At 63.9% G+C, this 20,621-nt stretch carries 23 protein-coding genes and 1 pseudogene; 3 read left to right on the top strand and 21 right to left on the bottom strand.

Annotated elements, in window-relative coordinates; all coding sequences use genetic code 11:
• Nucleotides 1–23: 23 nt before the first annotated feature.
• The 7 genes from G6N15_RS20115 to G6N15_RS20085 form a co-directional block, all read right to left on the bottom strand.
• Entirely contained in the window at nucleotides 24–983 is a 960-nt protein-coding gene (locus tag G6N15_RS20115; RefSeq protein WP_083087346.1) for a sterol desaturase family protein, read from the bottom strand.
• Between the two features lie 57 nt (nucleotides 984–1,040).
• Nucleotides 1,041–2,249 carry an NAD(P)/FAD-dependent oxidoreductase gene (locus G6N15_RS20110; protein ID WP_083087329.1) on the bottom strand — a complete coding sequence of 403 codons (1,209 nt, stop codon included), beginning with the start codon at nucleotides 2,247–2,249 and terminating at the stop codon, nucleotides 1,041–1,043.
• 4 nt (nucleotides 2,250–2,253) lie between these two features.
• A complete protein-coding gene (locus tag G6N15_RS20105) occupies nucleotides 2,254–2,445 on the bottom strand; it encodes a ferredoxin (protein WP_083087330.1) in 192 nt (63 codons plus the stop codon).
• A 21-nt stretch (nucleotides 2,446–2,466) separates the two neighbouring features.
• On the bottom strand, nucleotides 2,467–3,396 hold the full coding sequence (locus G6N15_RS20100) for a metal-dependent hydrolase (protein ID WP_083087331.1): 930 nt from the start codon (nucleotides 3,394–3,396) through the stop codon (nucleotides 2,467–2,469).
• Nucleotides 3,397–3,710: 314 nt separating this feature from the next.
• A complete protein-coding gene (locus tag G6N15_RS20095; RefSeq protein WP_083087332.1) occupies nucleotides 3,711–4,442 on the bottom strand; it encodes an MgtC/SapB family protein in 732 nt (243 codons plus the stop codon).
• Nucleotides 4,443–4,589: 147 nt separating this feature from the next.
• Nucleotides 4,590–5,999, bottom strand: a complete 1,410-nt coding sequence (locus G6N15_RS20090) for a chloride channel protein (RefSeq protein WP_083087333.1) — start codon at nucleotides 5,997–5,999, stop codon at nucleotides 4,590–4,592.
• Nucleotides 6,000–6,104: 105 nt separating this feature from the next.
• Nucleotides 6,105–6,587 carry a MarR family winged helix-turn-helix transcriptional regulator gene (locus G6N15_RS20085; protein WP_083087334.1) on the bottom strand — a complete coding sequence of 161 codons (483 nt, stop codon included), beginning with the start codon at nucleotides 6,585–6,587 and terminating at the stop codon, nucleotides 6,105–6,107.
• Nucleotides 6,588–6,807: 220 nt separating this feature from the next.
• Between G6N15_RS20085 and G6N15_RS20080 the strand changes: the two genes are divergently transcribed.
• Both G6N15_RS20080 and G6N15_RS20075 read left to right on the top strand, forming a co-directional pair.
• Nucleotides 6,808–7,665 (top strand): class I SAM-dependent methyltransferase, encoded by an 858-nt coding sequence (locus G6N15_RS20080; protein WP_083087335.1) that lies wholly within the window; start codon nucleotides 6,808–6,810, stop codon nucleotides 7,663–7,665.
• Between the two features lie 7 nt (nucleotides 7,666–7,672).
• Nucleotides 7,673–9,085 carry a nitrate/nitrite transporter gene (locus G6N15_RS20075; protein WP_083087336.1) on the top strand — a complete coding sequence of 471 codons (1,413 nt, stop codon included), beginning with the start codon at nucleotides 7,673–7,675 and terminating at the stop codon, nucleotides 9,083–9,085.
• A gap of 83 nt (nucleotides 9,086–9,168) precedes the next feature.
• On the opposite strand, the gene G6N15_RS20070 is transcribed toward G6N15_RS20075, so the two are convergent.
• Nucleotides 9,169–9,648: a nitroreductase family deazaflavin-dependent oxidoreductase gene (locus G6N15_RS20070; protein ID WP_083087337.1), complete on the bottom strand. Its 480-nt coding sequence runs from the start codon at nucleotides 9,646–9,648 to the stop codon at nucleotides 9,169–9,171.
• Nucleotides 9,649–9,987: 339 nt separating this feature from the next.
• On the opposite strand from G6N15_RS20070, the gene G6N15_RS20065 reads away from it, so the two are divergent.
• Nucleotides 9,988–10,473, top strand: a complete 486-nt coding sequence (locus G6N15_RS20065) for a DUF421 domain-containing protein (protein WP_083087347.1) — start codon at nucleotides 9,988–9,990, stop codon at nucleotides 10,471–10,473.
• A gap of 11 nt (nucleotides 10,474–10,484) precedes the next feature.
• Here G6N15_RS20065 and G6N15_RS20060 read toward each other — a convergent pair whose 3' ends face one another.
• The 13 genes and pseudogenes from G6N15_RS20060 to G6N15_RS20000 form a co-directional block, all read right to left on the bottom strand.
• The gene (locus G6N15_RS20060; RefSeq protein ID WP_163748177.1) at nucleotides 10,485–10,769 is read right to left on the bottom strand and encodes a WXG100 family type VII secretion target; all 285 of its coding nucleotides are present in this window, start codon (nucleotides 10,767–10,769) and stop codon (nucleotides 10,485–10,487) included.
• Between the two features lie 27 nt (nucleotides 10,770–10,796).
• A complete protein-coding gene (locus G6N15_RS20055) occupies nucleotides 10,797–11,093 on the bottom strand; it encodes a WXG100 family type VII secretion target (RefSeq protein WP_163748174.1) in 297 nt (98 codons plus the stop codon).
• 137 nt (nucleotides 11,094–11,230) lie between these two features.
• Entirely contained in the window at nucleotides 11,231–11,530 is a 300-nt protein-coding gene (locus tag G6N15_RS20050; RefSeq protein WP_083089961.1) for a PE family protein, read from the bottom strand.
• A 19-nt stretch (nucleotides 11,531–11,549) separates the two neighbouring features.
• A complete protein-coding gene (locus G6N15_RS20045) occupies nucleotides 11,550–12,023 on the bottom strand; it encodes a hypothetical protein (protein WP_139798050.1) in 474 nt (157 codons plus the stop codon).
• Between the two features lie 445 nt (nucleotides 12,024–12,468).
• Complete coding sequence (locus tag G6N15_RS20040; RefSeq protein WP_083089963.1) at nucleotides 12,469–12,810, bottom strand: DUF732 domain-containing protein; 342 nt, start codon at nucleotides 12,808–12,810, stop codon at nucleotides 12,469–12,471.
• 78 nt (nucleotides 12,811–12,888) lie between these two features.
• Nucleotides 12,889–14,268: a PPE family protein gene (locus G6N15_RS20035; protein WP_083089964.1), complete on the bottom strand. Its 1,380-nt coding sequence runs from the start codon at nucleotides 14,266–14,268 to the stop codon at nucleotides 12,889–12,891.
• A 42-nt stretch (nucleotides 14,269–14,310) separates the two neighbouring features.
• Nucleotides 14,311–15,576, bottom strand: a complete 1,266-nt coding sequence (locus tag G6N15_RS20030) for a PPE family protein (RefSeq protein ID WP_083089965.1) — start codon at nucleotides 15,574–15,576, stop codon at nucleotides 14,311–14,313.
• Between the two features lie 552 nt (nucleotides 15,577–16,128).
• Nucleotides 16,129–16,353: pseudogene (locus G6N15_RS20025) on the bottom strand (IS3-like element IS1141 family transposase); the annotation flags it as partial.
• A 127-nt stretch (nucleotides 16,354–16,480) separates the two neighbouring features.
• Complete coding sequence (locus tag G6N15_RS20020; protein WP_139798051.1) at nucleotides 16,481–17,554, bottom strand: IS3 family transposase; 1,074 nt, start codon at nucleotides 17,552–17,554, stop codon at nucleotides 16,481–16,483.
• Nucleotides 17,551–17,784, bottom strand: a complete 234-nt coding sequence (locus G6N15_RS20015; protein WP_083089966.1) for a transposase — start codon at nucleotides 17,782–17,784, stop codon at nucleotides 17,551–17,553. The genes G6N15_RS20020 and G6N15_RS20015 overlap by 4 nt, the downstream gene beginning before the upstream one ends.
• A gap of 560 nt (nucleotides 17,785–18,344) precedes the next feature.
• A complete protein-coding gene (locus G6N15_RS20010; protein ID WP_083089967.1) occupies nucleotides 18,345–18,608 on the bottom strand; it encodes a hypothetical protein in 264 nt (87 codons plus the stop codon).
• A gap of 89 nt (nucleotides 18,609–18,697) precedes the next feature.
• Nucleotides 18,698–19,681 carry a PPE family protein gene (locus G6N15_RS23550; RefSeq protein WP_139798052.1) on the bottom strand — a complete coding sequence of 328 codons (984 nt, stop codon included), beginning with the start codon at nucleotides 19,679–19,681 and terminating at the stop codon, nucleotides 18,698–18,700.
• Between the two features lie 290 nt (nucleotides 19,682–19,971).
• Nucleotides 19,972–20,316 carry a DUF732 domain-containing protein gene (locus G6N15_RS20000; RefSeq protein ID WP_372506481.1) on the bottom strand — a complete coding sequence of 115 codons (345 nt, stop codon included), beginning with the start codon at nucleotides 20,314–20,316 and terminating at the stop codon, nucleotides 19,972–19,974.
• Between the last annotated feature and the right edge of the window lie 305 nt (nucleotides 20,317–20,621).

Below are 20,621 nucleotides of genomic sequence, written 5' to 3'. Positions count from 1 at the left end.
CATCGGCGTAGCGCCTCGAGACGTTACCGGCTTGTGACCCGCGACGGCGACCGAGTGACAAATTCGCCCGCCGGATCGGCGTTTAGCCGCCCACTGCTGCGGGGCTGCCAGCCGGGTGGTCCGAACACGTAACCGAGCCGATCACGAAGCCGTGCCGCCGAGCGCACATCCCGGGCGATCGCGACGTATTCGTAGGTCTGCAGCTTCCAGATGTTGAACGTGTCGACCTGCTTGGTCAGCCCGTAGTGCGGTCGGAAGAGCTCGGGCTGGAACGTGCCGAACAGCCGATCCCAGACGATGAAGATGCCGCCGTAATTCTTGTCCAGGTACTCGGGGTCCATGCCGTGGTGCACCCGGTGATGCGACGGAGTGTTGAAGACGAATTCGACCGGTCGCGGTAGCTTGCCGATCCGTTCGGTGTGTACCCAGAACTGATAGATGAGGTTCACCGAGAAGCTGGCGAACACCAGCCACGGCGGAATTCCCAACAGCGGCAACGGAATCCACATCAGGATCTCGCCGCTGTTGTTCCACTTCTGGCGCAGCGCGGTGGCGAAGTTGAAGTACTGGCTGGAGTGGTGGGACTGATGCGTGGCCCAGATCAGACGAACGCGATGAGCGATGCGGTGATAGGTGTAATACAGCAGGTCGACGCCGAGGATCGCGATCAGCCACGTGTACCACCGGGTCGCCGACAGATGCCAGGGTGCCAGATACGCGTAGATCGCGGCGTAACCGAGCAGCGCCAGGAACTTCCAGCCCGCGGTGGTGGCCAGCGACACCAGGCCCATTGAGATGCTGGTCAGGGAATCGCGTGTCAGGTACGCCCCGGACGGCGGCCGCTCCGCGTTTTCGATGTGTTCGAGCTTTCGCGCGGCGGTCCATTCGAGGATCAGCAGCAGCAGGAAAAACGGGACGGCGAAGAGTACCGGGTCGCGCATTTGCGCCGGCAGCACGGACAAGAAATCCGCGATCGCATCCACATCCGACACCCTAGGATGCACTCAATCTCGTAGGCGCCGATCCCTAACGTCAGCTGACTATGCGGCGGCTTCCGGCGGGAACGCAGCACGGTCGGCGATCGCGCTGCGGTAGGCATGCACCCGTCCGGGGATGGTGGACACCACCGCTATGGTCCGGCCGTCGCGCCCGTAGGCGGCGACGAACTTCCAGGCGTCGAGATCGCCTTCAATCACCTGCATGGCGTCGTAATCGTCTGGCACACCGAGCATCTGCAACTTGACGTCGTACTGATCCGACCAGAAGTAGGGCACTTCGTCGTACGTGTCACCGTGACCCGGGCCGGCCAGCAGTGTGCATGCGGCCGCCGCACCTTGGCGCGCCGCGTGTTCCCAGTGCTCGACCCGCAGATGCTTCTCATAGAGCGGATGCCACCAGCGAGCGAGATCGCCAGCGGCGACGACACGGGTGCCGCCCTCGACGGCACCGGTGGCATCGCACACCACACCGTCGTCGATCCGCAACCCCGAACCGTCCAACCAGCCGGTGGCCGGGTCGACGCCGAGGCCGATGAGTACGAGGTCGGCCGGCAACTCGTTGCCGTCGGTGAGCCGCACGGCCCTTACGTGGCCTTCGCCGATAAACGTGTCGACGCCGACATTGACCCGGACGTCCACGCCGTGCTGGCGGTGCAGCGCGGCGTAGCGATCAGCCATCTCCTCGCCAAGCGCTCCCAGCAACGGCCCTGCGGTCAATTCGATCAACGCGACATCCAGCCCCAGCGACCGGCAACTCGCGGCGACCTCTGCGCCGATGAACCCGCCGCCGACGACGACGACCCGCGGACGCGCCTGCAGTCGCTGGCGGATAGTCAGGCAGTCGTCGACGGTGCGCAACAGGAACACCCCGTCGGGCACGGGGCCGCCCGGCCATTCCCGTGGAGCGGCGCCGGAGGCGATGACCAGCCCGTCGAAGCCCAACTCCTGCTCGCGGTCGTCGTCTCGGACCAGCACGGTGCGCGACGACATGTCAAGCCCGACGGCAGACGCCCCGCGCAGCACCCTGGCATCGAGATCGATGTGCGGCGCCAAATCGATGCCTGCGCGCTGCACTTGTCCGGTGAGCAGTTTCTTCGATAGTGGCGGCCGGTGATAGGGGGCATGCCGTTCAGCGCTCACAATCGTCAGCGCACCGTCGTAGCCCGCGACTCGCAGAGTCTCTGCCGCCCGCATGCCCGCCACGCCAGCACCGACGACCACGACCTGTTTCAGCTGCTGATCTGACGACACGGCATTAATCCTGGATGGTGATGGCCTGGGTGGGGCAGGACACTTCCGCGCCCTTGACCTTTTCGCGCAGGTCCTCGCCCGGTTCTTCTCGGAGCACGTGAAGATAACCGTCGTCGCCCAGTTCGAAGACTTCAGGGCAAATACTCATGCAAACGGCGTTCCCGTCGCAGGTGTCGAAATCCACGAAAACCTTCATCGAATCTCCGTCCTTAGCAACTCATGCCTCGACTGTGTCGGCGCGCTGCGGATTCAGTTGGGTAATGGCGCGCTTCCGGGCTTCGCGGGCCGACGGCGAGTGCTTCAGGTAGTCCACCGCCATCTGTGTGGACGCCTCGGTACCGGGATGGTGGCTGGGACGCAGGTAGCGGACCGGGACGGTCACCAGCAACTTCCACGGCCCCGGCACCTTGTACTCGCGCGCGGCGCGCAGCCAGTCGCTCCAGCGCGGTTTGGCGTCGATGGTCGGGTCGTGGGTCATCAGGAAGCGCACCCCGAGAAACCACCAGAACATGAACTGCGGCGCGGTCGTCAACATGGACAGTGCCCGCAGCGGGTAGCTGCCGCACACATGCTGATACACGTCGTATACCAGCGAGCGGTGCTCGATCTCCTCGGCCCCATGCCAGCGCAGCAAGTCCAGCATGACCGGGTCGGTGCCCGCGTAATCCAGACCCTGGTTCTGCAGCACCCACTGACCTAGCACCGCGGTGAAGTGCTCGAGCGCAGCTACATCGGCCAGCCGCCGATACAGCCACCACCGCTTCATCGCCGGCGGCCACCACTTAGGCGGATCCCCCAGTGCCCACGACAAATATCTCCCCAGCCGGGTGGTGTACGGCGTGGTGTCGATGCCTTGCTCGGCCAAGTGGTCGAGCACCACTTGGTGCGCCCAGGCATGCCAGGACTCCTGTTGGATGAACGGTTTGATCGCCGCCTCCAGCTCGGGATCGTCGACGAGCGACGACGCTTCCAAGACGGCCTTGATGAAATGCCGCTCCCCTTCCGGCAGCAGCAAATGCAACACGTTCATCATGTGCGTCGCGAACGGGTCATCGGGTACCCAGTGCAACGGCAAATTCGACCAGTCGAAGCGAACTTGGCGACGAAACGCAGGGTGTCCATCGTGGCGCACTTCCACTTCAGGCATCGGCCACTCCTCTCCAGAGGGTTATGAGTGCCCCGTGTCAGATAAGGCAAACCTGCGGTCGCATGAGACCGCGGCAACCGAACGACACCCGCAGCAGCCGCCGCGGCGACAACTTCCCCCGGCCCTAACGGTTGGCCACCCCATCCGGCACCAGCAGCAGTTCCGGACAGTTACCATCCTACTGAGTGAATAGGCGAGCACACAACACCGGAATCCGATCAGGGTGAAAATTCCTGGCAGTAGACGAATTCTGTGATAGCTTCTCAGTTAGGTGTACGACCGTTCACCAGCCCAGTGAACAGGTAGATGGTCTCTTAGCCGGCGTCTGACATCGGCGGCAGTGAGTCGCTCGGCTCACCGGCGTACCAATGCACCGCCTGAATGCCCGGCTGCAGAGACAGTTCGGCGACGAGGCGCTCAAGTCGCGCTGGCGCGTGCCCATCCATGAGTAGGTAAGCGGTCAGCGCAACATTGTCGTCGCCAGCGCGTCCGGTGTGGATTCCGCGCAGGATGAGGTCGTTGGTGCTGGTGTGCTGCACGATTTGGGCGCGCGCATATTTTTCGCTCTTGGGACGGCAAATCAACTGAATTTGGTAGGGCTGCTGGTCTTCGCTTTCTTCGACGACGTTGTTGTCGTGGTCGATCAACCGGCCCAGCGGGCGGCCCAGGAGGTGGATGGCGACGACGGTGCCGGTGGCGATCACAGTGAACAACAGATGCCCGGAGGCGGCCAGCACCCCCACCGCGGCCGAACACCACAGCGTCGCAGCGGTATTCAGCCCGCGAACATTGAATCCCTCACGCAGGATCACCCCTCCGCCGAGGAATCCGACCCCGGATACCACATACGAGGCCACTCGTGTCGGACTACTGTCGTTGGTGACCGCCGCGTAGAGCACGAACAGGGTGGCCCCGGTTGCCACCAGCGCGTTGGTGCGCAGTCCGGCCATGCGGGCCCGCCATTGCCGTTCCAGGCCGATCAGCGCGCCGCAACCGAGGCCAACTGCCAAGCGCAGCACGAAGTCGGCCAGGCTCAGCGTGTTCATGACACGGCGCTCCTTCCTGGTGAGGCGGCCGATTACCTGCAAACAGTGTGTCTGGTTTTGGCGACGGCCAGACGAACACGGGATGTACAGCCGGGTGATCGGCAGGGTTGGGATCGGCGCGGTGCTTGGGGCAATAGCGCCGCGGTGTCACGCGGACTGACGCGCGCGTTCCGCCTCGGCCGTCTCGCGATTCAGCCGCTGGGACCGGTAGATGCTTACGCCGCTGCGCGACATCAGCAGCGACGCGATGCCGACCGCGATGATCGCTCCGGGTATCGCGGCGAAGGATCCGGTCATCTCGGCCACCATGATCATGATGGCGAGCGGCGCATGGGCGACGCTGCCGAAGCATGCCATCATTCCCACTACCACGAAAATGCCAGGGTCGCTGGGTACTCCGGGCAAGCCCCACAGTTCACCCACCCGCCAGATCGCCGCCCCGACAAATGCGCCAATCACAATGCCGGGACCGAAAATTCCGCCAGATCCTCCCGTGCCAATCGACAATGACGTCGCGACGATTTTGGCGATCGGTAGGGCGAGAACGATCCACAACGGGATCGCCGTCAGTGTCGGTCGTGCGATGGCTTCCTGAATCCAGCCGTATCCACTGCTCAGGATTTGAGGGATCAGCAGCCCTAACAGCCCTACCAGCAGTCCCCCGAAGGTCGGTTTGAGTACGCCCCCGGGCAGTCGATCGGTCAATGCCACCGTCCAGTAGAAGACGCGGGCATATAGATAGCCGATCGCCGCAGCGATCACGCCGATTAGCGCGAACCACAGCAGCGGCCAGGCTTCCTCGAAGCGGTATTCCGCGTCGACAAAACCGAACAGCGGCTCGAAGCCCATGATCGAGCCGAGCACCGCATACGCCGTGGCGGAGGCGATGAAACCGGGCACCAGTGAGCGGTACTCGAGGTCTTCGCGATAGATGATTGAGGTCGCCAGTACTGCTCCGCCCAGCGGTGCGCCGAAAATCGCTCCGATCCCTGAGCCGATACCCACGGCAACCGCGATCCTGCCGTCCTCGACTGGAAGGTTCAGGCGACGGGTCAGCAGCGATCCGAAGCCTGCCGAGATCTGAGCGGTAGGGCCCTCGCGACCACCCGAACCGCCAGACCCGATAGTCAGTGCGCTTGCCACCATCTTGACCAGCACCACCCTGCTGCGGATGTTGGTGGGATAGCTGTGGACCGCCTCGATCGCTTCGTCGGTGCCATGGCCTTCGGCCTCCGGGGCAAGCCAGGCGACGATGACCGCCGACAAGAACGCACCGGCCGTCGTCACCAGCGGAATAGCCCATGGACGGTGGAAACCGGAGGCCGGATGGTGGCCGTCCTCCCCCACGGGCGTAGGGATGCGGTAGTCGGCCAGATAGCCGAGCAGAAACTCGCCGGCGTATTTCAGCAACTGATAGAAGACAACCGCGCCCACGCCGGCGATGACGCCGATGGCAATGCCAAGGATGAGCCACTTGCGCACGTAGCCGGAGCTCTGGATGAATGCGCCCAACCGCCCACTGGACTCGTCGGGACCGGTATCTTTCGCCGCCGGCACCGTGGGATGGTATCAGCGCACAGGCGGCGCTCGATGCGGCCAAAATCGCCTCGGTCGCGCTGCGAAACGTCGGTCGCCCGGGACCGCCCGTTGAAGAGCGGATAGCTACACGTCACCCTCGAAGTCGGCGGCCGGCTCTCCCCCGGCGCCGGTAAACGCGGTCAGAGCGCGCACCAACCCATGGCGCTCTGAGGGCGGCATCTTTTCGACGATGCGCGCAATCTCAGCGCGCCGGTGAGAAGTGACCTGCCGCACCGCCTTTCGTCCGCGGGGAGTCAAGGCGGCAAGTAGTTCGCGCCGCGAGTTGGGATGTGGTTGGCGGTCGATCAGTCCGGCGCTTACGAGTCGATCGACCATCCGGCCCGCGGCCGAGGGTTTGACGCCGAGCAGCCCAGCCAGCGTGGCGAGGTTGATCGGCCCGCGATTCGACAGGATCACCAGGGTCCGGAACTGCGGAATTGTGATTGTTTCGTCGACTTGGGCAATCGAGTGAGCCGAGATGGCGACCAGTAACCGCGACGCGGTCAGCAACGCGTCAGTGATCGCATCGAGTGATTCCATTGTTGCTGCCGCGCTTTCGGTTGCCATTGTCTGCTTTCCGCTCCTGGTTCATCCCGCCGGACGCGGCGCTCGTCGATGCGATTTTCACAGCTGCATCCAGCAGTTTAGCAGGCACCTACTATAGTTAGAGTAAACTATCTCCTAGTATTACTATAGCTGCATGTGAGCTTGGTGCGTGAAGTTTTGCCGCCATGGCGCCGACGACGGTGTTGGCGCACCCACCCGTTGCTTTCGTCAGGAGATTTGTATGAGCATCGACACCCCTGCCGGCGCAGAACACGCCGTGGCGACCACACACCGGGCGGTGTGGGCGATGGGCGACTACGCCTTGATGGCCGAGGAGGTAATGGCCCCTCTCGGCCCATTACTGGTCGCCGCCACGGGCATAGGCCCGGGCGATCGGGTGCTCGACGTCGCCGCTGGCTCCGGCAACGTCTCGATCCCCGCCGCGAAAGTGGGTGCCGAGGTGGTTGCCAGTGACCTCACCCCGGAGCTGCTGCACCGCGCCCAAACACGAGCTGTGGAACAGGAACTCAGCATCGAGTGCCGCGAGGCCAACGCCGAAGCGCTGCCGTTCGCCGACGGCGCGTTCAACCGGGTGGTTTCGGCGATCGGGGTCATGTTCGCGCCGCGGCATCAGCGTGCGGCCGACGAGTTGGTGAGGGTGTGTCGGCCCGGCGGAAGGATCGGGCTCATCAGCTGGACACCGGAGGGCTTCTTCGGCCAGATGCTCGCAGCCATCAGGCCGTACCGGCCGACGCTGGATCCGACCGTGCCGCTGGCGGCGCTGTGGGGCCGGGAGGATTATGTCGCGGGGCTCTTGGGCCAGCGAGTCAGCGAAATCAGCGCTCGGCGGGGCATGTTGACGGTCGACCGGTTCGACAGCCCCGAGTCGGTGCACGAGTACTTCAAGCACCACTACGGTCCGACCATCAACGCCTACCGCAACATCGCCGACAATCCCGTGCTGGTCGAGAGCCTCGACACCCAACTCGTCGAGCTGGCGCAGCGCCACATGTCGAAGGGCGTAATGCAGTGGGAGTACCTGGTTGTCGTCGCATCAAAGTGGTGCCCGACTGGAAACGCTGGCAGCGCCCGGGCATAACAGCGAGATGGCCCGCTCGCATCGCATCTCGTACTGGGACGCTGAAGACACTGTCGCGTGGGAGGCGGGCAACAAGGCGATCGCGCGCCGCAACCTGCTCTGGATCGTCGCCTGTGACCACGTGGCGTTCGGGATTTGGACGCTATGGCCGGTGATGGTGCTCTTCATGCCCCGCAATGTGTACGGCTTTTCTCCGGCCGACAAGTTCCTGCTGGGCGCTACCGCCACACTGGTCGCGGCGTGCCTGCGTATCCCATATTCGTTGGGCATTGCGCGCTTCGGTGGCCGGAGTTGGACAGTCTTTTCGATCCTGATACTGTTCGTCCCCAGCGTGAGCGCTATCGTGCTGCTGGCCCATCCCGGCCTGCCGCTGTGGCCATATTTAGTGTGCGCGGCGCTTACTGGCTGCGGGGGCGCTAATTACGCGGCATCGATGACCAACACCAACGCGTTCTACCCTCACCGGCTGAAGGGCTCAGCACTGGGATTCAACGCCGGGGCCGGCAATCTCGGCGTGCCGGTGATCCAATTGGTGGGGCTGCTTGTGATCGCAATCGCCGGCCACCGCCAACCCTATTGGGTATGTGGCCTATACGTGATGCTGTTGACGGTCGTCGCGATCGGCGCAGCTCATTACATGGACAACCTTGAGCACCCCACCGAGGTCAGCCACCTGCGCTCGATTCTCTCCGAGCGGGACACCTGGCTGTTGGCGCTGCTCTACCTGGGCACCTTCGGTTCATGGATCGGCTTCTCGTTCGCCTTCGGCCTCGTGCTGCAAGTGAATTTCGAAGCCACCGGGCAAACCCATGCCCAGGCAGCACTGCATGCCGCCGAATTCGCTTTCATTGGACCAGCATTGGGCTCCGTGGCCCGCATCTACGGCGGCCGGCTCGCCGACCGCATCGGCGGCAGCCGAGTCGCGCTAACGGTCTTCGCCGCCATGGGGTTGGCCACCGCGATGCTGGTGGCCATCAGCACGGTGGATGACCACAATCCCGGTCCCACGACTGCCGCCACGATGGTGGGCTATATCTGCGGCTTCATGGTCCTGTTTCTGCTGTCCGGGTTGGGAAATGGATCGGTATACAAGATGATCCCGTCGGTTTTCGAGGCGCGCAGCCACCTACTGGCCGTCACTGAGCTCGAACGCCGGCACTGGTCGGCCGCCACTTCGGGCGCAGTAATCGGATTTGTCGCGGCTTTCGGCGCACTCGGCGGTGTGGGGATCAACCTGGCGCTGCGGCAGTCCTACCTGAACACCGGCACCGATACGCCGGCGTACTGGATCTTCTTGGCTTTCTATATCGTTGCTGGCGTTCTGACCTGGGTGAGGTACGTTCGTCGCCCGGCCTCGACGCGCTTTGAGCAGCAGCAAGCCGCCATGCAGAAACCGGCCGCCCATGTTGGGCAGCTGTAGACCACGGCCATGGATCGCACACAACCCGTCGTCGATACCGGCGGCACGGACCGCCCAGACCGGCTTCCCGCGTCAATTCAGGCTTAGTGAGGGACAAAGCGGATAAACGGCAGCTGGTGCCCGACCGCGCGAAAGTCAGCCTCTGAGCCATCGACTGAGTAGCCAAGTAGTCGCGGGAGTAGGTATTTCGCTGCCGCTCGATGACGCGCAGCGTATTTCGCGAATGTCTTTGCTCCGTCTTCTTCGTCGAGCTTCGCCGCTCTGACCGGTATAGTCCGCCTGCCCACCTGGATCGTGACGTCGGGCGTATGCATGACCTTGCGGTACCACGCGGCGGTCGGTCCCCATCCCGAGGCGACGACATAGCTGTCGTCGGCCGGATCATCGTCGACGACTTCGAGTACCGCTTGACGTGGCTTGCCCGACACCCGCCCGATGTGATGCAGCAGCAAAAGACGTTGCCCGAAAAGCGGGCTGAGGCCAGCTCGATACACATAGATCGGAAAGCGAAAAACTAGCTTTCTCAAGCCTTTCGGTGGGCGGACGTTCTTGGTGATCTGCACCCTCCCCATCCTTTCAGTGAGTGGCCGCTCTTCGCGCCTATCCGCGATCAGTCAGACCAGCACCCAACCACACTGTTGCATAGAGTCATTATATGCTGAGTGTGGTGTACTGCCCCGAAGGGCTGCGTCGATGCTGTATGAACCAAAACGGGAATGCGACGCAACGCGTTACGCTCGAGCTGATTTCGACTCGGTGGACGATCGCTCGAGCGGCCAATTCATTGGCGGGGCCGCGCTGATGAGAAATAAGGAGGGAACAATGGTCGACGCACGAGGGCGGCTCCCAATGGCGCGCGCTGCCAACCAGACATACGACAGCCGAAACGGCCGGTGTTTTCGATGAACGAGGTGCTGGCGCAGTTAATCGATGGATGGCAGCCCGCAGCCTACGCAGCGCTCAAGGCGCTTGCCCTATTCGTAACTGCCGCCGGGGCTTTCCGGCTCACGCTTCGTCGCACCATCTCCGCGTTCACACCATTTGACTGGGTAACCGCCGTCGCAGTCGGCGCCATTGTGGGCCGGACCGCCACGGCCGCCGACACGTCCTGGCTCACAGGGGCAGCGGCACTGCTGACGTTAATTGCTGCGCATGACATTGTCGCTCGGTTGCGTTTCAACCCGTGGATGCGTCGCCTGGTTGACCCACCGGTTCGGGTGCTGGTCCGCGACGGGCAATTGCACCAAACCAACATGAAACGATGCGGTATCACCCATGCCGACCTTGACGCGATTCTCCGCGAGCATGGTTACCAGACGCCCGATGCCATTCGCTTGGCGCTATTCGAATCCAAAGGAGTGGTATCCATCTTCGGCAGCCCCGACTAACCCCGGTGGTACTAAGCCCAACTGGAGCCGACGGCGGTGTCGGTGCTGTTCATGTTGGCACTGGCGGTTTGCACCTTTTGGCCGTGGGCGTTGGCCTGCTCGTAGATCACCTGGAAGTTGCGGCCCGACTCGGTGATGAACTGTTGGCACGCCGTCGACCCGGCGCCACCCCAGAAGTCACCGGCGGCCAGCACGTCACGGATGATCGCCTGGTGCTCGGCCTCCAACGCCGCAGCCTGCGCCCGAATCGTCGCACCGTGGGCGTCGACGTCACCGAACTGATAGTTGATCGTCATGTCGTTGTCTCCTAACAGTTTTCGTTGCTAGCTGCGCAGGATGTTCTGGGACGCCTGCTCTTGCTGTTCGTAGTTGTTCGCGTCGCGGATCAGCCCGTCACGCACGCCGTGCAGCATGTTGACGATGTTGCGGAAGGCCTGGTTCATTTGACCCATGGTGTCGTAGGAGGTGGCCTGTGCAGTACCACTCCAGCTCGCACCGGCGATGTTGACCGACGACGCCCACATCTTGCGGGCCTCGTCCTCAACGGTCTGCGCGTGCACGTCGAAACGGCCCGCCATCGCCCGCATCTGGTCCGGGTCAGTCATAAAACGCGTAGGCATTTCCTAATCTCCTATCTCGAGGTCATGCGGCAGTAGCCGCCGTTGCCGATCGATTGCAACAATGGCCAACGGCTCACCGCCGAAACTCCTGCGCAACAATATCGTTCGTTCTGAGTGGTGGTGTCGCTAACGCACTGCTAGCGTGCCGCGACCGCATTGGCGGCCTCGGTGGCCGCGTACGATCCCGCGCTGGTGTACATCGTGTTTACAAACATCTCGTGGATCGCGGCCGCTTGGGCGCTGATCGCCTGATACATTGTGGCATGCGCGGCAAACTGTGCAGCTGTCAACGCTGATACCTCTTCCGCGGCAGCGGGAACCACGCCCGTAGTCGGAGCTGCCATGGCCGCGTTCTGGGCCGCCATATCAGCGCCAATGCCTTGCAAGTCGTCGGCCGCTCCTGCGAGCAGCTCGGGTTGTGTTGTCACAAATGACATTTACTCATCCTTTCTCTCGTTATCCCCACTTTGCCTCGGGTCGCGTACATTGTCCACGTGATGACCGCTGCGGCGACATAGGCCGCCAAAAAGGTCCACAGCGCCGCGGTGTCGGTGCGGATGCTTTGGTAGGACTCGCGCGCAGCGCGAGATTAATGCCGACGCCGCCGAACGCTCCAGCCGCGGCGGCGAACCCGATCAGTGCTCCGGACATGTTACGTGACCATTGTCGGCGTTCGGGTTCACTGAACACCCGCGTATAGCTGCGCGCGTCGACAGCAGTCGGAATCAGCTTGAAAACCGCCCCTTTGCCCAGTCCGGACAAGGCGAACAACGCGATGAAGCATGCGACACACTCGATCGTCGCGGCAGTGGAGGTGGCCCCGGCGGTGTGGTCGTGGTGAGTGCTGATGCCGGCCAGCGCTCCGGTTACGGCGATCATGCCGCCAAAGACGGTCAAGGTGACGCGGCCGCCTCCGAAGCGGTCAGCCACGCGGCCGCCGTAGATCCGTGCCAGTGACCCAACCATCGGCCCGATGAATGCGAACTCGGCGGCATGCAACGACGCCTGCGGTGCACGTGTCCAAAGCCGGCAAGAACAAGGTAACGGCATGCCAGCTGACAATCCGATGCGCGCGGCCCATTCAACCCCCTCGCGATTAACATTGGCCGACGATCACGCTAATCTCGGGCCATCCTTCATCGCTCGCGACCGCAGCTGTAAATTAGTCGTGAATTTCAACTGGCCGACCTGGGTAAGGATCGCTCGAGCTCACCGAACCGGCGCTCGGTGAGCCGCACGCCGAGCTCGGTTAACCACACTAAGAGCCGTTAGCCGCCCGCCGCCGCGCCTCGGCCTGCGAGGCTCACAGCATCTGCTGACGACGTGCTCGGCGGCCGGTAAAGCGGCGCACACCGGTTGGGCCTTTCGGTGCAGGCTATTTCGCGCCTGCACCGCTGCTTGGTGCCAGTTGTTGGGGACAGTAAGACCTCGCGGCAATCGCAGCGAATTGTGCTGCGCCGTCGGTCGTGAATCCGGGATTGGTGCTTTTCAGGTCCTTGAGAACCTCCAGACCTGATTCGCCGTTGTCGATCAGCCCGCAGACAGCATGGCCGGCTGTTATGGCTTGATCTGCGTTGTTATAGGTGATTCCTGCGTTTCGCAGCGAGGCAAGGAAGGCGGCATTGTCAGTACCCTCCTCGGCGCCGGGATCGGCATGTCCTGGCCCGGCCAGAGCGATCAGCGTGCAGACGCTAGCTAAGGCTGGCATGAATCTCATTGGCACTCCTTGCTGTTGACTGGCACTCTGTTTGCGGCTGCGGAACTCGCCGGGCCGCAGCAGGGTTAATGCGCATCGCTAGCCTGGCTGCGACCGCGGCGAGGTGGGCTTGGCCTTCTCAGCCGACAGGTGCACCGTATGGATGCCGGGCTTCTTGGCCAGGTTCGCCAGCAGATCGTCGAGCCCGTCCTGGTCAACTTGCCAGTGCTGCACCGCCTCTGGTCGCTGCCGCAGTTGCGCGATGACGCGGTCCAGGTTGACCGGTTGGCTGCCGTCTTTGCCCGCGTTGCGGCCGCGGGCCGCGGTTCCGTTGATCACCCGAGGGGCAGAGCCGCCCAGCGCGCCTCCGGTCAGACTTCCCAGCGCCATCTGGCTGAGCAGGCTTGCCGGGATAGCGGCGGCTGGGGCCGCGGCTACGCTGGCGCCCGGGAACGCATTGGCCGCCAGTCGGATTGCCGGCGTGGCGGCGGCCCAGCTCGGCGGGACCGATAACGTTCCCACTGTCGAGGCCTCCCCGACACCCGCCGACACCGTCGTGGCCATGCCGGTGGAGGCTGCCGAGCGCAGCCCAAGACCGGCGCCCAGATCCGACTTCGGGATCAACTCGGGACGGAACGGAACAACCGGGTGGTAGAACTTCTGGAACTGCACCATGCCCAAGAGCGCGGTGATCATGGCGTCGTTGGCCGGCAGGATCGCCTTCGCGCCAGAACCGATCGAGAACAAAGACTGATACATCGATGCTGCCGATGACGAGCCGGTAAGGCTGTCCAGCAGGTTCCCCATGTCGGTGTTGTACTGCGTGCTGGCCGATGCGAGATCTTGCAACAGCTGCGGGATGCCGGACAGCACTGACTCGGCTCCGGTGCCCCCTGAGGTGCCGGCAGCTTGCGTCACCGCGGCCGTCTGGCCGGCCAGCGCAGCCGCATTGGTGGTCTGCGGCGGCACAGCGAACGGCGTCACCTTCGTGGCGGCTGCCGACGAGCCGGCGTAGCCGTACATCGCGGCGGCATCCTGGACCCACATATCCCCGTACTGCGCTTCGGTGGCCGCGATCGCCGCGGTGTTCTGCCCCAAGATGTTCGTCGCCACCAGCGACGCGAGCTGACTGCGGTTGGCCGCAATCACCTGCGGCGGCACTGTCATAGCAAATGCGGTTTCATAGGCACTGGCCGCGGCCCTGGCCTGCAGCGCGGTCTCTCTGGCCTGCGCCGCCGTGGCAGACACCCATGCGACATACTGTGCGGCCGCAGCCGCCATGGACGCCGACGACGGCCCCGACCACGGGCCGCTGGTGAGGCCCGAGACCACCGACGCGTAGGAAGCAGCTGCGGAATGCATGTCAGCAGCCAGAGCATCCCAGGCCGCCGCCGCGGTCAGCATGGATCCCGCGCCGGGACCGGCATACATCCGGCCGGAGGTGATCTCCGGTGGTAGGGCACCGAAATCCGTTGCCATAGCTCTGTGTTCTCCCAACTTGTCAAAGCCGTTCAGCGGCGGTCATTCTTGGGTCGGCGGGATGACGATGATGGTCGCCGTGGTCGGGGCTACTTCAGCAACCGCGCCACCCAGGACACTGGTAGCCGAACCTGTGATGGAACGAGCCGCGGTACCGCCGACTGCCCGTCCAGCCAAACTCGCCAGAGCCATGTCGCTGAAGAGGCCTGCCTGGCCATCGGCGGCGACGGCTGGGGCGGCACCCAGTGCGGTGCTTGGCATGACCGCCGCAGCCGTTCTGATTGCCGGTGCCGCGGAGGCCCAGCTCTGCGGCACCGAGAGCGCGCCCACCAGGCCGGCGCGGCCCATCGCCCCCGATGCCGCCCCTCCACCGAAGCCGGCCGGACCTGGAACACCCGCCTGCAACCCAGTTCCCTCGGCCAGAGGCGCGAGCGCCCCGGTGATCGGCTTTGACGCTGGGCCGCCGAGCAATGCGGCGACACCCTGTCCGTTTTGCGGTAGGAGCACGCCTTGCATGCCGAACAGGTATGGCGCGCCAGCCACGTCGGTCAGTGCGAACGGCGAATACGGTCCGGTGACGTTGGTCACCAAGGTGGCGAGGCTCGACAGGCTGGACTGGAGCCCCGACGTCGACGACGTCGATGACGACGCCGGCAATGCCAGGGTCTGTAGCGTGTTCGGCACCAGCGAAACCAGCTGTGACAACGCCGCGTTCACGCTGCTACCGCCCGATGTCCCAGCGGCTTCGGCGACCGTGCCGGCTTGAGCGGCCGTGCCCGCGGCGCTGGCGGTCTGCGGCGGCGAACTGAACGGCGCCATCTGGGCGGCAATCGCCGACGAGCCGGCATAGCCGTACATGGCGGCCGCATCCTGGGCCCACATCTCGGCGTACTCCGCTTCGGTAGCCGCGATCGCCGGCGTGTTCTGCCCCAGGATGTTCGTTGCGATCAGCGCCGCCAGGCGGGCACGGTTGGCCGCGATCATTGGCGGCGGCACGGTCGCCGCGAAGGCGGCCTCGTAAGCTGCCGCCGCCGCCCTGGCCTGGCTGGCAGCCTGCTCAGCCTGCGCGGCGGTGCCATTCATCCACGCCACATATGGTGCGGCCGCGGCCGCCATCGACGCCGACGAAGCGCCGGACCACGACGCGCTGGTAAGCCCTGAGATCACCGATTGGTAGGAGGATGCCGTCAAAGCCAAGTCCGTTCCCAGGCCGTCCCACGCGGCAGCCGCAGCAAACAACGGCTCAGGTCCTGGCCCCGCATACATCCTGCCCGAGTTGATCTCTGGTGGTAACAAACCAAAATCCATGCCCTCAACCTCAGTGAATCGTTCGGCTCCGGCGCATCACGGCCGCCGCGCTGACGAGCCGAACCCTCTTGCGCCAATGAGTTCCCGAGAACTCGTACCGGCCACTCTCTCAAGCGGCCCTGTCTACTCCCTGCCAGAAAGATCTGAAACGTCTTCGAATCGGCCTTAGTTCATCACTCGCATTTGGGAACATCTTGCAGCAGTGAGCATTTCGATGCTCGACCTGCCTGGTGTGGTGCCTCTCACAGTCGCGACCCCATACTGTCGCGACCATGCTGCGTGCACATTGTTTGTGTTGCGTTCACTCCAGGTAATTGAAACGTAAACCAGCCTTCACTTCACCGGGTGGTTCGCCGTGAAACAACTGTGCTTGTTACGCAAATCACATGGGTAGGCCACTCGACGTCCGGTATCGAACTGGAGTGGGCAGCCGAGGCACACAACTAATCTGACGTTGCTGTTACACAGCAGAATGAACCGAAACCGACGCCTATGACGGGTAGGGAACCTGTCAACCTGAATGAGGCACCGTTGCGCGGCATTTACTGCATCCTCCTCTGGTTGGTCGGGGCGGTTGATCCACGAGATTTCGGGGATCTTCGGCGGTTCGGGCGGCTTGCGGACGAACCGTTCGGGATGTGCGGCATAAGCGGCGTCGAGTACGCCGGCGCGCTTGTCGCGGATTGCTTCGGCCAGGCCGTAGTGGACATCAGAGGCGGTATGCAGCCCCAGCGCGGTATGGCGATGTTCATCGTTGTACCAGCCGAAGAAGATCTGGGTCACTAATTGTCAGGGGGGTGCCTCAACCCAGGTTGACAGAGAGGGGTAACCCCTTCTGCGATCACCACGGGATTGCCCAGCCGCTTACCCGCTTGGGCCTTCCCCGCCGGAAGCGCGAACATCGCTACCGCGGTGGTCGCTGTCCGCGCAATGCCGGTAACCGAGTGCCGGGATGAAAGCTTCTGGTTGACAACACGGTTGACTGGGTCAGCAGATATGCTGCTAGCGCTGGCAGTAGGGGTTCCCCCGGATTTCCCGGAGACTTTGCTATCTGGGATCGGCACCCTCGGGTTGGAGGGTAGCCCGTTGGGGTTGATGCTGCTGGCTGGCCTGCCACGCAGCCTCGTACTCGTTGGGTGAGAGTCCGCCGAGTCCGGCTTGGATGCGTCGGGGTTGTACCATCCGTCGATGTAGCGGAACAACGTCGCCTGCGCTTCTGCTCTGGTGACGAAGTTGTTGCGGGCCAGTAGATCAGCTCGACCTTGATGGCTGACCACAGGTTCTCCGCGAGGGCGTTATCGAACGAATCCCCGACGCCCCCGGTGGACGGTGCGATGCCGGCGTCGAGCAGCCGTTGGGTGAACCGGATCGAGGTGTATTGGCAGCCCTTGTCGCTGTGGTGGACCAGCTCCCCGTCGCGGACGTCACGAGACCAGATCGCGTAGTCGAGCGCTGAGATGACCAGCTCGGTGGTGGCACGTAGGCCGCTGTCCCAGCCGACCACTTTGTTGGAGAACGCGTCGCGCACGCTGGCCAGCCACACCACACCCTCTAGCGTGAGAATCCGAGTGAGATCCGCGACCCACTTCTGGTTGGGCGCTGTGGCGGTGAAGTCGCGGCCGAGCAGGTCCGGCGCGGCGGTGTGCTTAAGGTTTTGCCGGGTCGACCCGTGCTTCCAGCCTCGGCGCAGGTAGGCGCCTTTGCGGCCATTTTCGCGCATGATCCACTCGACGCGCTTGCGGCCGACGCGGATGCCGCGGTTGCGCAGTTCCAGCCACAGCCGTGGCGAGCCGCAGGTGGCGGCGAACTCGTGGGAGCCGCGGATCTCGTCGATCAACCCCAGCAGCTCGGTGTCCTCGCGTGCCCGCCGCGACGGCTCGCGTCGCGCCTTGCGCCAGTCGTAGTACGTCGATGCCGGAATGCCCAGGACCCGCAGTACGAGACCGACCGAGAAGTCATGCACGTCAACGAAGTTCATGACCGCCTCCGGGTCGGGCCGATCTCCTGTGCGAAATACGCGCTCGCCGCCTTGAGCACCTCGTTGACCGCCCGCAGCTCCTTGACCTCGGCGCGCAGCCGGCGGTTCTCCTCAATCATCTCCGTCGTGGGCCGATCGTGGCGCTCGCCCCGGTCGGCCTCGTCTTGACGGATCCAGTTCGGCAAGGCCTCCGGGTGCACGCCCAGCTGCCGCGCCAGCTGCGCAATCACCGGCTTGGATCGGAGTCCCGCTACAGCCGCACCGCGCGCTCACGCAGCTCGATCGGGTACTTCCTGTTCGCTGCCACTGGAAACTTCCTTCCTCCAGGCTTGCATGATCAAACCCGGCTCGGAAGCCTCCGGAAAAGCGGGGGAACCACAAGTGCGGGCGAAGGTTATTCGCAGTGCGAATTGTTGACGGGCCGCACCGGCTCCGTAAAGCGTTCAAATGACCACCAGCGAGGCGCCGATCTCAATCAGCGAGTCTAGACCGAACCCGGCCAGCGCCACTGATTTAGCGTGGGTTGCCATCACTGCTAGACCGAGCCATCTCGACCGCATTCCAGGCCAATGCGGCGTATTCGCGGGCCAATCCGCGCCGCAGCACAGAGCGACGTGCGGCCTCGTCGGGCAGGTCACGAAGGCAAGATTCACATACGTCAGATCAGAACTCATCCGCCGTGCGGCTTACCCCGGCGCCCGCACCACCAAGCCATGCGACCAACCGGCGAGCACGATGCGGACGCCTGCAGCGATGAAAAGACTGTTGCGTTGCCATGCACCGACAGTCATCACCGCGTCGCCCACCAGGCGAACAGCTTGCGCTGCCGCAGGCATGTGCTCAAGACGTACCTGCCGCGCCGGTTCGAGCGCAGGTGCTTGGTGTCGGCGCCGAAAAGAGCTGCCGAGGCGATCGCAGGGGTGAGGAAATGAACCACGAGCCCCACGCTTCGACGGCCGGTCCAGATCAAGGGCAGCGAAACTACTTCCGCGGCTGCATCGGCGGCGAGCTTCGCCCAGTGAACCTGGTGCAGGACAAGGGCTTCGGCATCCAACGATGCGTCTGCCTCTCCTCATCTATGCTCGGCGAGCATGTTTCGCCGATCCTGCAGCGCCGAGTTCGTAGAACATGCTCCGGTAGCGACTATCCACCGGCTGGCCGAACTTCCTTGACGGTGGCGCGATACCGACGCGCAGGATAAGCAACCAAGTAGCCGGCTGTACCCGTCGACAGTGTTATGGGTGTCTCTGTCAAGGCGCCTGGTATAGGGCTTGGGTTCGGGGTTATCGCGGCCTGCGGGCGGCTGGCCGTGGCCGCCGTCCTCCATACCTGCGGCACCGACAACCGGCCGACTGACGCCGCGCGGCCCCGAGCCGCCGACACCACCGGTACATCCCCACTGACGGGACGACTCGTCGCGGTCGTCAATCCCGCGGGCATGCCCACAACTGTCGACAAGATCGAGCCGACAGACCTGGCTTCCGAAGGGTGAGCGAGTTTCCGCAGTGTATGGGGCACTATCGACATCAGCCGCGAGAGTGTCGCGCGGTTGTCACCGGTGGTGTCTACCACGCCGGCAGCAGATCCGGCCGATTGGGCGTGATTAGTGTTCTGCAGCGGTGGCACGTATGGCGTCAATGTGGCCGCGGCCGCCGAAGAGGCGGCGTAGCGGTACATCACCGTGGCATCCTGTGCCCACATCTCGTCATAGCGGCCTTCGATGGCCGCGATGTCGTGCGAATTTTGACCGATAACGTTCCTCACGGCAAGCAACGTGAACCGAGCACGGTTGGCCGCGATGACCGGTGGGGGCACCGTCTGCGCGAACGCGGCCTCATAGGCCGCCGCCGCTTCCCTGGCTTGGCCAGCAGCCTGTTCCGCGAGCGCTGCCGTAGTCCTCATCCACGTCACATAGGGCGCGACCGCGGCCGCCATCCCCAGTGATGCCGACCCCAACCATCCTTCGCTGGTCAACCCGCAAACCACCCACCCGTAGCCGGCGGCTGCGGCGTACAGGTCCTCGGCCAGCCGGTTCCAGGCCTCCGCAGCGGCCAGCATCGGATCGGATCCCGGCCCTGCGTACAGGTGCCCGGAATTAGTTTCCGGGGGTAACGCACCTAAATCCATCGCGACCCGCCCCTCCGCGCAGCCGCGTCCGCGCCGGGCGATCGAGGTGACCGCAGACGACGCCGCACCGGCCTGCCGGATGCCGCCCAGATTTCGCAGGTGACGAAGTCCTCGAGATTGGACAAGTTGTCTCCAGCGTGCTCGGTGATCTGCAGCAGGTAGCAGCCAACGCTACCCCTGCCGACTATCTGCGCGTAACTACCGCATGAATTGTTTGCCGCGCTAACCGCATTTCCGGCACGCCACGCCGGTCAGCATGCTGACTCGTTCGGTCACGGCATGCGTGTGGTCTATCCGCTGTCGCTACTGCTGCTGCCGCTCTGTAGTTGGTCGGGGCAGTAGACACTTGCCGCAATCCCCGCGAACTTGATGGCGCCGTTCCCGGTGAAACCTGGGTTGACATCCGTCAGCTGTTTGACGAGGTCTGGAGCCTTCGCGCCGTTGGCTAACTGGTCGCAGACCGCTTTGCCGGCCCCGATGGCTCGGTCGGGATTGGTGTAGGTGATGCCGGCCTGGTTGAGCGAAGCGAGGAAAGTGGCGTCGTCGCCACTGGGGTCGGCATGAGCTGGTACAGCCAGAACGATGACGGCGGCAACGCTGGATATCAGGAGTAGAACGCGCATGCCTGCCATCATCGTCACACGACGGTCGGTACGGCAGGCTGTCAAAATTTGTCCGCCCAGGAGCGGTCTGGCACTTACGAGGCGATCGCAGGCCGGACGGCGCTGCCAGCACCTGCGGGTAAGCCGCCTTGCCAACCACAGACACCCGTCGGCGTCAGTTGGCCTCGCATGAGGAAGGCTTTGTCTCTCAAAGTCCTTCACGTCCGTCAACCTAGTCGCTATCGAAGTCACGTGCGTTGTCTTGACCACTCACCGGAAGCCGACAGTGACTGGGTCTCGACGACTTGGTATGCGGGCTCGACCTTCGACGTAGGCCG

The sequence above is a fragment of the Mycobacterium noviomagense genome (assembly GCF_010731635.1).
GTDB classification, from domain to species: Bacteria; Actinomycetota; Actinomycetes; order Mycobacteriales; family Mycobacteriaceae; genus Mycobacterium; species Mycobacterium noviomagense.
The sequence above is the reverse complement of the archived record's forward strand: the minus strand, read 5'-3'. Positions and strand labels throughout refer to the sequence as shown.